At 57.1% G+C, this 13,773-nt stretch carries 11 protein-coding genes and 2 pseudogenes; 9 read left to right on the top strand and 4 right to left on the bottom strand.

What is annotated here, in order from left to right; all coding sequences use genetic code 11:
• The first annotated feature begins 261 nt into the window (after nt 1-261).
• The 3 genes from aguB (at nt 262) to CUN63_RS10945 (ending at nt 2,710) form a co-directional block, all read left to right on the top strand.
• A complete protein-coding gene (gene aguB / locus CUN63_RS10955; RefSeq protein WP_046045523.1) occupies nt 262-1,140 on the top strand; it encodes an N-carbamoylputrescine amidase in 879 nt (292 codons plus the stop codon).
• Between the two features lie 5 nt (nt 1,141-1,145).
• Entirely contained in the window at nt 1,146-2,252 is a 1,107-nt protein-coding gene (gene aguA / locus CUN63_RS10950; RefSeq protein ID WP_129439332.1) for an agmatine deiminase, read from the top strand.
• A gap of 245 nt (nt 2,253-2,497) precedes the next feature.
• Nucleotides 2,498-2,710: a hypothetical protein gene (locus CUN63_RS10945; RefSeq protein ID WP_046052216.1), complete on the top strand. Its 213-nt coding sequence runs from the start codon at nt 2,498-2,500 to the stop codon at nt 2,708-2,710.
• 196 nt (nt 2,711-2,906) lie between these two features.
• Here the strand turns inward: CUN63_RS10945 and CUN63_RS10935 are convergent.
• Nucleotides 2,907-4,997: pseudogene (locus tag CUN63_RS10935) on the bottom strand (TonB-dependent receptor).
• Between the two features lie 254 nt (nt 4,998-5,251).
• Between CUN63_RS10935 and CUN63_RS10930 the strand changes: the two are divergent.
• Together CUN63_RS10930 and CUN63_RS10925 are read left to right on the top strand one after the other, a co-directional pair.
• A complete protein-coding gene (locus CUN63_RS10930; protein WP_129439328.1) occupies nt 5,252-5,923 on the top strand; it encodes a DsbA family protein in 672 nt (223 codons plus the stop codon).
• A gap of 251 nt (nt 5,924-6,174) precedes the next feature.
• Nucleotides 6,175-7,458, top strand: a complete 1,284-nt coding sequence (locus CUN63_RS10925; RefSeq protein ID WP_129439326.1) for an OprD family porin — start codon at nt 6,175-6,177, stop codon at nt 7,456-7,458.
• 71 nt (nt 7,459-7,529) lie between these two features.
• Here CUN63_RS10925 and CUN63_RS10920 read toward each other — a convergent pair whose 3' ends face one another.
• From CUN63_RS10920 to CUN63_RS10910, 3 genes are all read right to left on the bottom strand, one after another.
• Nucleotides 7,530-8,861 (bottom strand): IS4 family transposase, encoded by a 1,332-nt coding sequence (locus tag CUN63_RS10920; protein ID WP_129439324.1) that lies wholly within the window; start codon nt 8,859-8,861, stop codon nt 7,530-7,532.
• A gap of 132 nt (nt 8,862-8,993) precedes the next feature.
• On the bottom strand, nt 8,994-9,275 hold the full coding sequence (locus CUN63_RS10915) for a DUF3077 domain-containing protein (protein ID WP_129439322.1): 282 nt from the start codon (nt 9,273-9,275) through the stop codon (nt 8,994-8,996).
• Nucleotides 9,276-9,705: 430 nt separating this feature from the next.
• The gene (locus tag CUN63_RS10910; RefSeq protein ID WP_129439320.1) at nt 9,706-10,863 is read right to left on the bottom strand and encodes an AAA family ATPase; all 1,158 of its coding nucleotides are present in this window, start codon (nt 10,861-10,863) and stop codon (nt 9,706-9,708) included.
• Between the two features lie 352 nt (nt 10,864-11,215).
• Here CUN63_RS10910 and CUN63_RS10905 point away from each other — a divergent pair, with 352 nt between their 5' ends.
• The 4 genes and pseudogenes from CUN63_RS10905 to CUN63_RS10890 all read left to right on the top strand — a co-directional run bounded on the left by CUN63_RS10905 (nt 11,216) and on the right by CUN63_RS10890 (nt 13,748).
• Nucleotides 11,216-11,437 (top strand): 4-oxalocrotonate tautomerase family protein, encoded by a 222-nt coding sequence (locus CUN63_RS10905; RefSeq protein ID WP_046045533.1) that lies wholly within the window; start codon nt 11,216-11,218, stop codon nt 11,435-11,437.
• Nucleotides 11,434-12,090, top strand: a pseudogene (locus CUN63_RS10900) (DsbA family oxidoreductase). The gene CUN63_RS10905 and the pseudogene CUN63_RS10900 overlap by 4 nt, the downstream one beginning before the upstream one ends.
• Before the next feature lie 43 nt (nt 12,091-12,133).
• The gene (locus CUN63_RS10895; protein ID WP_129439318.1) at nt 12,134-12,844 is read left to right on the top strand and encodes an SDR family NAD(P)-dependent oxidoreductase; all 711 of its coding nucleotides are present in this window, start codon (nt 12,134-12,136) and stop codon (nt 12,842-12,844) included.
• A gap of 61 nt (nt 12,845-12,905) precedes the next feature.
• Nucleotides 12,906-13,748 (top strand): oxidoreductase, encoded by an 843-nt coding sequence (locus tag CUN63_RS10890; protein WP_129439316.1) that lies wholly within the window; start codon nt 12,906-12,908, stop codon nt 13,746-13,748.
• Nucleotides 13,749-13,773: the final 25 nt, after the last annotated feature.

Here is a 13,773-nt window from a genome sequence, read left to right as displayed (position 1 = left end):
AATGTGGGAGCGGGCTTGCTCGCGAAAGCGTCGTATCAGTCGACATCAATGTTGAGTGATCAACCGCCTTCGCGAGCAGGCCCGCTCCCACAGGGGATCGCGCTAAGTCCGATTATTATCGAGTGTTAGTGCGTTGTTTTAGACAGAAGGCATACTTATCGCTTTTAAAGCCGATTTTTATCGGCTATAAAGTCGTCATTCTTCTTTCTGTCATCGGTCGATGCCACCTTCGACCTCAAGCAATTGCCCCGGAGATGATTCATGAGCCGTATCGTTACCGTCGCCGCCACCCAGATGGCCTGTTCCTGGGACCTTGAAGCCAACATCGAGACCGCTGAGCGGCTGGTCCGTGAGGCCGCGGCGAAAGGCGCGCAGATCATCCTGATCCAGGAACTGTTCGAGGCTCCGTACTTCTGCCAAAAGCCGAACCCGGATTACCTGCAGCTGGCCACGACCGTTGAAGACAACGTCGCCATCAAGCACTTCCAGAAAGTCGCCAAAGAACTGCAAGTCGTTTTGCCGATCAGCTTCTACGAACTGGCGGGCCGTGCGCGTTTCAACAGCATCGCGATAATCGATGCCGACGGCAGCAACCTCGGGATTTATCGTAAAAGCCATATCCCGGACGGCCCTGGCTACCACGAAAAGTACTACTTCAATCCGGGCGATACCGGTTTCAAAGTCTGGAACACCCGTTACGCGAAAATCGGCGTGGGCATCTGCTGGGACCAGTGGTTCCCGGAATGCGCCCGCAGCATGGCGTTGCTGGGCGCGGAAATCCTGTTTTACCCGACCGCAATCGGCAGCGAGCCACACGACAAGACCATTTCGTCCCGTGATCACTGGCAGCGCGTGCAACAAGGCCATGCCGGCGCCAACCTGATGCCGCTGATCGCCAGCAACCGCATCGGCAACGAAGAGCAGGACGGCTACGACATTACGTTCTACGGCTCGTCGTTCATCGCCAACCAGTTCGGCGAGAAGGTTCAAGAACTCAACGAAACCGAAGAAGGTGTACTGGTTCAGAGCTTCGACCTGGACGAACTGGAACACATCCGCAGCGCCTGGGGCTCGTTCCGTGATCGTCGCCCGAACCTGTATGGCACACTGAAAACCCTCGACGGTTCCCTGGAGTCCTGATCGCCATGACCACTTTGCACAGCACGCCTCGCGCCGACGGCTTTTACATGCCCGCCGAATGGGCGCCACAAACCCAGACCTGGATGATCTGGCCCGAGCGCCCGGACAACTGGCGCCTGGGTGGCAAACCGGCGCAAGCCGCACACGTCGCAGTAGCCAAAGCCATTGCCCGTTTCGAACCGGTGACCGTGGCGGTGTCCGCCGGCCAATACGAAAACGCCCGTGCCCGTCTGGACGTGCCGAATATTCGTGTAGTGGAAATGTCCAGCGACGACGCCTGGGTTCGCGACACTGGCCCGACATTTGTCATCAATAACAGTGGCGAAGTCCGTGGTGTGAATTGGGACTTCAACTCGTGGGGCGGTTTCGACGGGGGGCTGTACGCGCCGTGGAATCGCGATTCCCAGGTGGGCGGCAAGATCCTCGAGATCGAGCGCAGCCAGCGCTATCGTACCGAGGGCTTTGTGCTCGAAGGCGGTTCGATCCACGTCGATGGCGAAGGCACGCTGATCACCACCGAAGAATGCCTGCTCAACCGCAATCGCAATCCGCACCTGAACCGTGCAGCGATCGAAGCGGTGCTCAGTGCGAATCTGGCTGTGGATAAAATCATCTGGCTGCCGGACGGTTTGTTCAACGACGAAACCGACGGCCATGTGGATAACTTCTGCTGCTACGTGCGTCCGGGCGAAGTGTTGCTGGCCTGGACCGATGATCCGCAGGACCCGAACTACCCGCGCTGCCAGGCGGCGATGAAAGTGCTGGAAAGCAGCACCGACGCCAAGGGTCGCCCATTCACGGTGCACAAGATGCCGATTCCGGGGCCGCTGTATGCGACCGAAGAAGAGTGCGCTGGTGTGGATCCGGTGGACGGGACTCAGGAACGTAATCCGACTGTGCGTCTGGCCGGTTCCTACGTGAACTTTCTGATCGTTAACGGCGGCATCATCGCGCCGAGCTTTGACGACCCGTTGGATGGCCCGGCAAAAGAGATTTTGCAGGCACTGTTCCCGCAGCACGAAGTGGTGATGGTGCCCGGCCGCGAACTGTTACTGGGAGGCGGTAACATCCACTGCCTTACCCAACAACAGCCAGCACCGCACAAAGAGTGAGTGCAGTTGTAACAGCTTGAGTTGATTGCAAAATAATTCAGGCAAACGTTTTCGCTCACGGTCTGGCAGAAAGCCCGCAGCCCTACAGGACTGCGGGCTTTTTTGTATCCGCTTGTCGACAGTTACGAAACCTTGGCACAGCTCTTGTATCTCTCATGGTGCAAAACAGGGAGGGGGAGAACTGCGATGTTCTGTCATAAACCTTGGATAAGTTAGCCGCTCACAAACCAGGAGAGAGCGCGGAAATGAACGCCGAAATGAATGTGGTGAGCGAGCGGGCGTTGCATCCCCTGGCAGTAAACAGCGAATCGCTCCAGGTCCTGGCGCACTGGTTGAAGTCCAATGGAACGCGTCAGATCAGAGAACCTGATCCGCGCCGGACGATGATCGAACGCTACCCCGCTGGTTTATTCAGCGAAGCGGAGCTGGAAGCGTTGTGGGATGTGATGGAAGGATAAGAAGAAAAAACAACGGATTGGTAAAAGCGCTGCCGGGATGGCGGCGCTTTTTTATGGGCGAAGGTTTTTTCATGATCACTGGAGATCAAATGTGGGAGCGGGCTTGCTCGCGAAGGCGGTGTGTCAGTCGACATTAATGTTGAATGATCGATCGCCTTCGCGAGCAAGCCCGCTCCCACACTGGATCGCAGTGAATTTAGAAACTGTAGGTCCCGGTCACGACCAGGCTGCGCGGTTCACCCGGCTGAATCTGTGCCGCACTGGTGGCCGACGAGTAATAGGTCTTGTCGCTGATGTTGTTCAGCGCCGCGCGCAAATCCCAATCCTTCTGCCGGAACCCGGCCAATGCATCCCAACGGCCATAACCCGGTAGGACGGTGGTGTTGAGGTTGTCGGCAAAACGCTGACCCACCAGGGTTAGACCTGTTTCGGCATACCAGCCCATTTCCGGTTTCCAGGTCAGGAACAGGCTGCCGTTATGCTTGGCCACGTTGCTGATGCGTTTGCCTTCAAAGCCGTTGTTGTCCTTTACGACCGTCGCGTCCTGCACACCCACGCCACCGCGCACGTACCAGTTACCAGCAATTTTGCCGGTGCCAGTAAACTCGACCCCGCGGGAACGTTGCACGCCGGTCATCAAGGTGACGGTCGGATCGTTGGGATCGCGGGTACGGCGGTTGTAGAGTTCCAGTTCATAGATCGCCAACGTGGTACTCAGGCGATCATCGAGCCAGTCGCTCTTCACGCCGATTTCCTTTTGCTTGGTCAGTTCGGGACTCAGGTCGTTGCTGTTGCCGGCGGCGCCTGGGGTAATACCGATCAGACCACCGCCGACCGGGGAAAAAGTCTTGGTCCAGGATGCGTAGAAGGAATGATTCTGCAGCGGCGTCCACACCAGTCCTACACGCGGGCTGGTGCTATGGCTGTCGCGATCTTCGGAAATGTCCCGCAGCTTGTTGGTCGACTCGATGTCGAAGGTGTCGTAACGCAAGCCGGCCAGCAGTTGCCATTGATCGTTCAGGCGCAGTTGATCCTGCACGTACACCGCACGGCTTTCGACTTCGGTGTGAGTGCTGCTGGACACTTGCATCCGCCCGGTATGGCGCAAATTGCGGTCGGGATTGTACAGGTCCAGTGCCGGCACCGGCTGAGTCCCGCGCCCGGTGGCCGCGTTGTACAACGTAGGGTCGCGCCGCTGGCTGCCGATTTCGATGCCGGTCAGCAAACGATGTTCAAGGCCGAACGTGTCGAAACCGCCTTCCAGTTCGACGTTGTTGTAGACGTTGCGGGTGGTCAGGTCCTGTTGCCAGTGCTGGCGCGTGACCTTGTTGGTCGCCGGGGTATAACCCGTCAGGTAGGTGTTGTCGAAATCGCTGTTGAGCTTGAACACGCCCAGGGTCTGGCGCAGCTGCCAGTTGTCGCTGAGCTCATAACTGAGTTTCGAGCGCAGGGATTGCGACTTGTCGTCGATGAAATCGTGCTCGCTGCCGTAGGTCGTATCCCGCCCTACGTCCGCCGGGCGTCCGTTTACACCGGGGATGCCGCGATCCGGCGTACGGTTGTAGCGGCTGTATTCGTACTGCACCAGCCAGTTCAGGTCCGGCGTCAGTTCCCAGCTCATCGACGGAGCGAACAGTTGGCGATTGCCGCTCACGCCATCGCGGAAGCTGTTTTGATCCATGTTGCCCATGTTCAGGCGCAGGCTGATGTTCTCGCTCGGGTCGGTGCTGAGGTCGGCGTAGAGGCTGCGCAAATCATCGCTGCCGCCCTAGGCCTCGAGGGTCGAGCGGCGACCGAATTCAGGCAATTTGCTGACCCGATTGACGATCCCGCCCTGACTGCCACGGCCATACAAAACAGCGGCCGGGCCTTTGAGGACTTCGATGCGTTCGATGTTGTGCAAATCGCGCACGTATTGGCTGTCGTCGCGGATGCCGTCGAGGTAGAAGTCGTTGCTGGCGTCGAAACCGCGGATGCGCAGGCTGTCGAAGCGAGTGTCGGCGCCGCTGCTGACGTTGGGGATGCCGCTCAGCGCAGTGCCCAGATCGTTGGTGCCGTAATCCACGACGTTCGCGGTTTTGATCGAGTCGATGGCTTGTGGAACGTAGCGCACCGGCGTGGCGGTGCGGGTCGCGGTACTGGTTTCCTTCACGCGCGGGTCATCGGCCTCAACTTCGGCGCTGATCGACGTCTCGGGTAAAACAGTGGTGGCGGCGCAGGCAAAACCGGCAGAGAGAAATGCAGAAAGCCCAAGGGTAACGGGCGTGAGGCGAAAGGGGGCAGGCATCTGAAGCGCATCCGAAAGGGTGGAGAAATTCGAGGGTGCGAATGGTAATGCTTGCTATTTACTTCCGTTAATTATTCTTGAATGGTTTCGCTGTTTGATTATTTCGAATTGTGTCGAGATGGCTACAGTGGGGCCGTGAGGCCATTCGACCGATTCCTGAAACAGACTGAAAGCCATTGCAGCGTTTTTCAGAAACGGGCGGAGGACTAATCTGCCGGCATCTAGTTTTCCTACGCTTTTGCCGGAGTCTTCCCATGATCCTTCACTACATTTACGACCCGTTATGCGGCTGGTGCTACGGCGCAAAACCGCTGGTGCAAGCTGCTCAGGCTGTGTTGCCAGTGATCGCCCACGGCGGCGGGATGATGACCGGTGCCAACCGCCAGACAGTCTCGCCACAACTGCGCAACTACGTGATGCCCCACGACCGGCGCATTGCCGAGTACACCGGCCAGCCGTTCGGCGAGGCGTATTTCGAGGGTTTGCTGCGCGATGAGACAGCGGTGTTCGATTCCGCACCGCCGATTGCCGCGGTGCTGGCAGCCGAGCAGATCGCCGGCCGCGGACTGGCGTTGCTGGGGCGTTTGCAGAGTGCTCACTACGAGGAAGGTCGACGCATTGCCGATGAAGCTGTGTTGTTAGAACTTGCGAAAGACATCGGTCTGGAACCTCAAGCGTTCCAGGTTGCTTTCAAAGAAGCTGAAACCGATCGCCACATCAAGGACAGTCGAGCATTCCTGGCCGAGGTGGGCGGTCAGGGTTTCCCGACCTTCGCCCTGGAACACAACGGCCAATTCAACCTGATCGATATCAGCCCGTGGCTCGGCAAGCCGCAAGCCTTCGCGGCATGGCTGAGTCAGTCGCTTCCCGGACAAGCATCATCATCGGAGCTCCAAACCTGTGACCTGAACGGCTGCGCCCATTGACGTCGACAAGTGATTTCTTAGACGTTTTCACATATTTACAGACGATTCATGAAATTGACACATCGTTAAGGGCGCGGCTAGGATTCGCCCCACGCCTGTAGCTAACCGCCATGACTCATAAAATAACAAAAAGGCCCGCCACGATCTCTTCGTGCGCGGGCCTTTTTGTTTGGGGTGAAAAAAGAGTGCGATAGCGCCGTTTCAGCCGTTCGACACAGCGCGTATCAACCGATCATAAGGAAAAGAACAAAATGTTGAACAAGCGAATCAGCCTGATCGCTCTGGGGATGTTGAGTGCTACACAGGTCATGGCTAACGACCAGGCCGAATCCAAGGGTTTTGTTGAAGACAGCAGCCTCAAAGTGCTGCTGCGCAATGCCTACATCAATCGCGACAAAAAAGACGGCAACGACGACCAGCGTGAATGGGGTCAGGCTGCCATCGGCACCTACACCTCGGGCTTCACCCAAGGAACTGTCGGCGTAGGCGTTGATGCCTTCGGTCTGTACGGCTTGCGTCTGGACCGTGGTAGCCACAGCGGCGGCCAAGGCATCGACTTCTTCAAGGAAGGCGACAGCGGTAACCCGGCCGGCGACCTGGCCAAAGCCGGTGGCGCAGTAAAATTCCGCGTATCCAGCACCGTTCTGACTTACGGCGACCAGATGCCGGTCCTGCCGGTGCTGAACTACGACAACTCCCGCCTGCTGCCAGAAAGCTATACCGGCACGCTGATCACCTCCAAGGAGATCAAAGGCCTGGAGCTGAACGCCGGTCGCTTCACCGCCGAATCGCGCAAAAGTGCTGAAGGCCGTGACAGCGGTGGCCTGAAGTCGATCAACGTGTTGGGCGGTAGCTACCAGTTCACCGAACAGTTCAAGGCTGCGCTGTACGCCTCCGACGTCGAAGACGTGTTGAAGAAGCAATACGTAAACGCCAACTACATGTTCCCGATCGACAAGGATCAGTCCCTGACCCTGGACTTCAACGGCTACCGCACCAAGCTGGACGATTCCTACGTCCGCGACAGCGGTGCCACTGGCGACGACAACAAGATCTGGAGCCTGGCCGCCACATTCGCCACCGGCGCGCACTCGTTCACGCTAGCCCACCAGCGCAGCACCGGCGACAGCAACCTGGGCTACCCCTACGGCGGCTACCAGAAGGATCAAGGTCGCGTCGGCGACGGTGGCAACACCATCTACCTGGCGAACTCCTACTGGTCCGACTTCAACGCCGAAGACGAACGCAGCTGGCAGCTGGGCTACGGCCTCGACTTCAGCACCTTCGGAATTCCAGGCCTGAGCTACAACTTCGCCTACGTGCGCGGCGACAACATCACCACCTCCACCAGCGAAGGCGGTACCGAGCGCGAAATCTTCAACCAGTTCAAATACGTCGTGCAAAGCGGCCCGGCCAAAGACCTGAGCGTGAAACTGCGCAGCTCCATCCTGCGTGTCTCGCAGAAATCGAGTGAGTACAACTCCAGCGGTAATGAAGTGCGTGTGTTCGTGGATTACCCGATCAACATATTCTGATGATCGGTTGCGCTATCGAGGCTTGATGCAAGGCTGAGAAAGGAAAAGCCCCGATTGATTCGTAATGCTGTTCACTTAAGCGGAGCAGCCTTACGGTCCACTGGAAACCGGGTCTTTGAGATCTTCACCGTCCTTGGCCTCGAAGGCCTGGGGCGGTGATCCAGAAATAATCCTCCAATACCTACCCTTAGCTCTGCCAATCGCCTCCCTGTCGCTGAAACCGGGTTAGCCGCTGCCATGACGATCAGTTGGACGGCGATGTACTGGCAGGCCGGTTTGAAACGGATGTCCGATGGCGCTCGACCAAACGCCACCGCCGCCTGACTGGCTTCCCGACGAATTACGTTGTAAGCCAGCAAAAGTCCCCATACCTCCTGATAGACCAGGTCGACTTTTTTGCTGCGCAAGGTCACTGCGGTCTGTTGCATCGAGCTCTTGATGTCCCTGAAGCCCAATTCGATCTCCCAGCGTTCCTGATAAAGCTTGGAAACGGCCTTGGTGTTGTAGGTGTTGGCCGGTAATGACGTCATGACGGTCTTTGGCTTGCCTTGAATTTCATAGCTGACTTCTCGGGCCTCCCAATGGGTTGGAAGGCTGGGGTTTCGTTTCCTGACCTGTGGCGAGACTTTCATGCGCAACAGGCGATCATGCTCGTTGTAACGGGCCACTTCCTCACAGACCATGCCTTTTTTGGCCGGGATCAACCAATGACGGTTGGTGCCGGCGTTGCTCAGGCTCGACAGCAGTTCAGCCCCCCAGAACCCCTTGTTGAATAACGTCACCGAGTGGTCGGGGATCTGCTGCAAAAACTCGTCGGCCAAGCGCATTTCACTGCGTCGGTAAGGGCTCAATTGAGCATCCAGGATCAAGTGCGAACGCACATTCATCAACACCACCAGCCACATCATGGGAAACGGTGTCTGGCGGTCGGTCGCGGTATTTCCCGACCCAAAGTGATCCCGAAGCTCGGGCGTATCCGCCGTGCGCAAGAGCGCACCGTCTACCGCGAACACCTGCAGATCGTGCCGGGCGTCACCGCTATAGCGCTCTGCACCCCATTGGGTACCCGTCTTGCGGAACAACCACTCAACGGGATCGGCGCCGAGCCTCTTACGGGCTTCGGTTACACCGCCACGGGCCAACAGGTGGTCGGAGGCCAGGCCTTGGGCGCAAATGTTCAAACGTCCGGCCACCTCGTGAACGGGTTCGTCCCGAAACAGCGCCATGCCGAGCACCAGCCAAAGCACCTGGTCAGCAGGCAAGCGACGTCGGCGAATGGTGGCCTGACTGGAAAGATTCAGCGCAGACGCGACCCACTCAATGGGGATGTTTTGGGTAAAGGTGCTCAGATCGCAGAAGTTGAAAGGGTTGCCGAGGTCGAGCAGGTCCTGTTGAACAGACATAAAAAATCCGATGCCAGAGATCAGGCATCGGTTTTTCGGATAAGCCCAGCGAGGACTCAAATGCTTAAGTGAACAGCATTACGACTGGTTCGGGGCTTTTTTACGCGTGCGGCTTGGGTCTATGTGACGACGTCACTGGTTGCGATTGTTACCCGGTGCATCGAGCACCTTCGCTACGTCATCGATGATCGCCTTGCTCATATCCTGCAAAAAATGCGACGCCCAGGCATGCCGGTCGGTGTCGCGAATCATCGCGGCGTCTGATGCGAGAAGTTTGGCGATGTGGAGCAGGTCGGAGGCGTGGGAGAGGGCCTGGATGATCGGGACACCGGCGTTGATGCGGAACAGTGGTTGGTTGGCTTGGTAGGAGAAAGGGGTGAGGCCGATGGTTTTCAGGTCTTGGGGGTTGGTCATTGGGCACCTCCGGTTTTTGGGCGGTGGTGGGAGATAACCAGTGAAGCGGGAACGCAAATTTTGGCCGGATCGGTAGCGGGCATTAGCAAAAACTCCTGAATCAAAGTTAGAGCTACCACGTTCGTTATCAGGCGAATGGGTGGCAGCTATGCGCGGGCTGATAAACCGGAGATACAGGAACCCGGCAGACCCGAAGGTCTCCCACGCACAGCCGCCATTACACGGAAATGCAGGCACAAAAAAAACGCCAACAATCGTGATTATGGGCGCTTGTGCGCCTGTATCTTACTCGGGTTATCAGGCCCGGTCGCTGAATTGGCAGCGACGGTCTGAAGGTAGCTTGAGGGGGAAGGATGCGCAATCGTGGCTAGGTGGTGGCGTCGGTGTGAAATGGATTGTTCGACAAGCAACGGCAGCAGCGTAGAGATCGCTAGCTAGCTTCAATCAGCGCTCGTTCTTCCAACCAAATCTCTTGAACAAACTGGTCCGTAATCGCATAAATTCCATGCCCGCGCCGCATGATGATGTTCTCGGCAACCAGTGCAATTACCACTGGCTGAATTTCTTCAACGCGCACCTCACGACCCACGATCTTCGAATACTCAGCTGCAGCATCGATGGAGAAAATACCCCGAGCATCGCCTTCCGTAGACGCGATTTTGTTGAAAATAGCCTGAGCCAAACTACCTAACAGCTCCACTTTTTCTAGTTCGATGCTGGCCGCCGCCGAGCGCAAAGTGCTGGCAATAACAGGCAGGAAAAGATCGGGATCACCTTCTTGCTGCATGAGCTGTCGCAAGGCTTTGAGCATTTCCTCAGGCCGGTTCCCCAAGGTATTGAATGCTTCGATGGCGACTTCGAGTGAAGGTAGCTTTTCTTTCTTCACCGTCGCAGCGAGCCGGTTAAGCAAGTATTCAACGTAATCCCCTTTCAGTACTGGATACGCTGTCGATGTCGCGCCAGAAAACGCCTGGTTCCTCTTTGCCGTGAGTTCGCTGACTTGCGCCCTGTGCGATCCCGTTCCAATAAACAGAAAGTAACCCGGTGTATCTGGTCGAGGATTGATCGCATCACGAGCAGCTTTGAGTGCCAGAAGCAGCTGATTACCATCGTCGGATGAAATGGCGTGCTGTACTTCGTCGATGATCAGCACCAAGTCGGTTTTCGCTTGATCAACAACCTCTGTCAGCGCCTGCGCCAGCGTTGGCCCACCTGAGTTCCCGATGCTGTCGAGTTTGAAACCAAATTTGAATCCTGCAGCGCCTATATCCGCAGCGCTGACACGCTTGAGCATTTCGAGCAAACCGGAACCCGGCGTTTGCAGCTCTTGCAGGGTTTTACGGATGGCGTCATGCACCAGTGTCGCTGGATTGGCCAGTGTGTCGCTCCATAGGTCGACGTAAATGACCAGAGCACCCGCTTCTTCCAGCGCAGGGATGAGGTCGCTCCTCAGGAATGTCGTTTTTCCGGTCCTTCGCAGGCCGGATAAAAACAGACCTGAGCGCAAACCTTCATCGAGAACGCCCGGATTGAGAAGCTGGTTCGCCATTTCTTCGGCCAATTCAGGACGCTGAAAAATGCTGCTCATGCAATTACCTCTTTTTATGGATACGCCATAATTATTGGCCAGCCATAATTTAGCATAAAGACTGGGAGCTGGCCTGAGGGCGCTCCAATCGCCATTTCCAGAGCGAAAAGGAAGTTTTACCGCATGTCGTTGGCAGCGACATAACATCAAGACGTGTCGCAGAAATTGAAAAATAGCGACACGTTCGAACCAAAGAGATCGTTGTCAGGTACAAAAATTTCGCGTCTAGCTAATTACATCATGTAACTAATGATGTTCCCGTCCCCACCTTTATCCCCTCCAGCTAACTCCATACATTGAGCTCCAACGCCGACCCATTCATTCCGAAGGGAAGGTCACTTGGAGATTCCTCATGCCTTTCGTAAGCGTTCGCATCACCCGCGATGGCGTTACCTCTGAGCAGAAAGCTCAGGTGATCGCCGAAATCACTGAAACCCTGGAACGCGTCCTCAACAAGGATCCGCACCTGACCCACATCGTGATCGAAGAAGTCGACACCGATAACTGGGGCTACGCCGGCATCACCACCACCCAGTACCGCAAGCAACTGGCTGAGGCGGAGGGGCAGTCATGACCGCGACCGTCTCCATCGATTTCATCTCCGACGTTGTGTGCCCGTGGTGCGCGTTGGGTGCGACGGCGCTGGAGCAGGCGATCGAGAACGTGGCGGGTGAAGTCTCGGTGGAGCTGACTTACAAGCCCTTCGAGTTGAACCCGGACATGCCGGCAGTCGGCGAAAAAGCGGTTGAGCACTTGATGCGCAAATATTGACGAACCGCCGAAGACGTCGCCGCCGGCAAAGCGATGCAGATCGAACGTGGTGCGGCCATTGGTTTCAAGTTCGATTTGGAGAAGCGCAGCCACTTCTACAACACGTTTGATGCTCACTGGTTGTTGATGTGGGCGTTGCAGGAAGGGCGGCAGGTCGCACTGAAGAAAATCCTGCTGCGCGCTTATTTCACCGACGGCCGGAACCCGAGCGATCGCGAGACGCTGGTGGGTCTGGCTGCTGAAGCGGGACTGGATGCGGCGGCGGCTCAAGAGGTGTTGGCGTCCGGAGCGTTCGCTGAGGAAGTGCGTGAGCTTGAAGCCTTTTACCGCCAGCGCGGCATCAATTCGGTACCGGCCATGGTGCTCAACGGTCGTCACCTGGTGTCCGGTTCGCAGTCGGTCGAGTACTACGAACAGATGTTGAGACAAATGGCGAAGGCCCCCGCCGAAGCCTGATTACTTACTTTTTCAAACCATCATTTATTAGTTGAGGTTCATCATGAGCAATTCGAAAAAAGTCATCGTTATTACTGGTGCTTCCCAAGGTCTCGGCGCAGGCATGGTCAAGGCCTTCCGTGATCTGGATTACAAGGTTGTCGCCACTTCGCGTTCGATCAAACCGTCCACCGACCCGGACATCCTCACCGTGGCGGGCGACATCGGCAAGCCGGAAGTCGCCCAGCAAGTCATCCGTGAAGCCATCGCACGTTTTGGCCGCATCGACACCCTGGTCAACAACGCCGGTATCTTCATCGCCAAGCCGTTCACCGCGTACACCGCGGAAGACTACGCCAACGTGCTGTCGGTGAACCTGAACGGCTTCTTCTACATCACCCAACTCGCGATCACCGAAATGGAAAAACAAGGCAGCGGCCACGTCGTCAACATCACCACCAGCCTGGTAGATCACGCCATCGATGGTGTGCCATCGGTACTGGCGTCGTTGACCAAAGGTGGCCTGAATGCGGCAACCAAATCCCTGGCCATTGAGTACGCCAAGCGTGGGATTCGGGTGAATGCGGTTTCCCCAGGTATCATCAAGACGCCGATGCACGGCGAGGAAACTCATGAAGCGCTGGGGAACCTGCACCCGGTTGGGCACATGGGTGAGATCAGTGATATTGCGCAGGCAGTTGTTTATTTGGACAGTGCCAACTTCGTCACTGGCGAGATCCTGCACGTCGATGGTGGTCAGAGCGCCGGTCACTAAGGCCCGACCTGTCCCAACGCCGTCGATCAATGTCGACGGCGTTTTCATTGGAGAGCGCACCATGACCATCCATGTTCATAAGATTTTCCTGATCACCGGAGTCAGTTCAGGCTTCGGCCTGGCTTTTTCGCAAGCAGCGCTGGCGGCGGGGCACACGGTGGTGGGTACGGTGCGGCGCGAATCCGAGCGTGCTGCGTTCGAAGCGCTGGATGCTCATCGCGCCAAAGCGTTCGTACTCGATGTCACCGATTTTCCGGCGATTGAGCCGCTGGTGGCCGATATTCTGCGCGAGGTGGGCCAGATCGACGTGTTGGTGAACAACGCCGGTTATGGTCATGAGGGCATTCTAGAGGAGTCGCCGCTGACTGAACTGCAGCGTCAGTTCGACGTTAATGTGTTTGGCGCGGTGGCAATGATCAAGGCGGTTTTGCCCGGTATGCGTGAGCGGCGCAGGGGGCATATCGTCAACATCACGTCCATGGCCGGCTTCATCACGTTGCCGGGCATCGCCTACTACAGCGGCAGCAAATTCGCCCTCGAAGGCGTGAGTGAAGCGCTGGCCAAAGAAGTGGAAAGTCTGGGCATCCACGTGACCGCCATGGCGCCGGGCTCGTTTCGTACCGAATGGGCAGGCCGCTCGATGATCCGTTCGGGTCGTACATTGAGTGAGTACGACGCGGTGTTCGATCCGGTCCGCAAGGCGCGTGAAGAAAAAAGTGGCAAGCAGGCCGGCGATCCGCACAAAGCGGCGCAGGCATTGTTGACCCTGGTGGCTGCGCAAAAGCCGCCGGTTCATCTGTTACTGGGTAAGGATGCTGTGAGGCTGGTGCGCGAAAAGATTGCGCACCTTCAGGCGGAAATCGACGCTTGGGAGCACCTTTCGGAGTCGACGGAGTTCGACTGATCGAAACCGTCGGGGCATAGAAACT

The organism is Pseudomonas sp. ACM7 (assembly GCF_004136015.1).
GTDB classification, from domain to species: Bacteria; Pseudomonadota; Gammaproteobacteria; order Pseudomonadales; family Pseudomonadaceae; genus Aquipseudomonas; species Aquipseudomonas frigoris.
Note: the sequence above shows the minus strand (reverse complement) of the source record. Positions and strands in the feature narration are given on the sequence as shown.

Coding starts and splice junctions, on each gene's coding strand:
- aguA (WP_129439332.1), top strand. CDS start 1,146: ATGACCACTTTGCACAGCACGCCTCGCGCCGACGGCTTTTACATGCCC.
- CUN63_RS10890 (WP_129439316.1), top strand. CDS start 12,906: ATGACCATCCATGTTCATAAGATTTTCCTGATCACCGGAGTCAGTTCA.
- CUN63_RS10925 (WP_129439326.1), top strand. CDS start 6,175: ATGTTGAACAAGCGAATCAGCCTGATCGCTCTGGGGATGTTGAGTGCT.
- CUN63_RS10905 (WP_046045533.1), top strand. CDS start 11,216: ATGCCTTTCGTAAGCGTTCGCATCACCCGCGATGGCGTTACCTCTGAG.
- CUN63_RS10920 (WP_129439324.1), bottom strand. CDS start 8,861: ATGTCTGTTCAACAGGACCTGCTCGACCTCGGCAACCCTTTCAACTTC.
- CUN63_RS10915 (WP_129439322.1), bottom strand. CDS start 9,275: ATGACCAACCCCCAAGACCTGAAAACCATCGGCCTCACCCCTTTCTCC.
- CUN63_RS10895 (WP_129439318.1), top strand. CDS start 12,134: ATGAGCAATTCGAAAAAAGTCATCGTTATTACTGGTGCTTCCCAAGGT.
- CUN63_RS10930 (WP_129439328.1), top strand. CDS start 5,252: ATGATCCTTCACTACATTTACGACCCGTTATGCGGCTGGTGCTACGGC.
- aguB (WP_046045523.1), top strand. CDS start 262: ATGAGCCGTATCGTTACCGTCGCCGCCACCCAGATGGCCTGTTCCTGG.
- CUN63_RS10945 (WP_046052216.1), top strand. CDS start 2,498: ATGAACGCCGAAATGAATGTGGTGAGCGAGCGGGCGTTGCATCCCCTG.
- CUN63_RS10910 (WP_129439320.1), bottom strand. CDS start 10,863: ATGAGCAGCATTTTTCAGCGTCCTGAATTGGCCGAAGAAATGGCGAAC.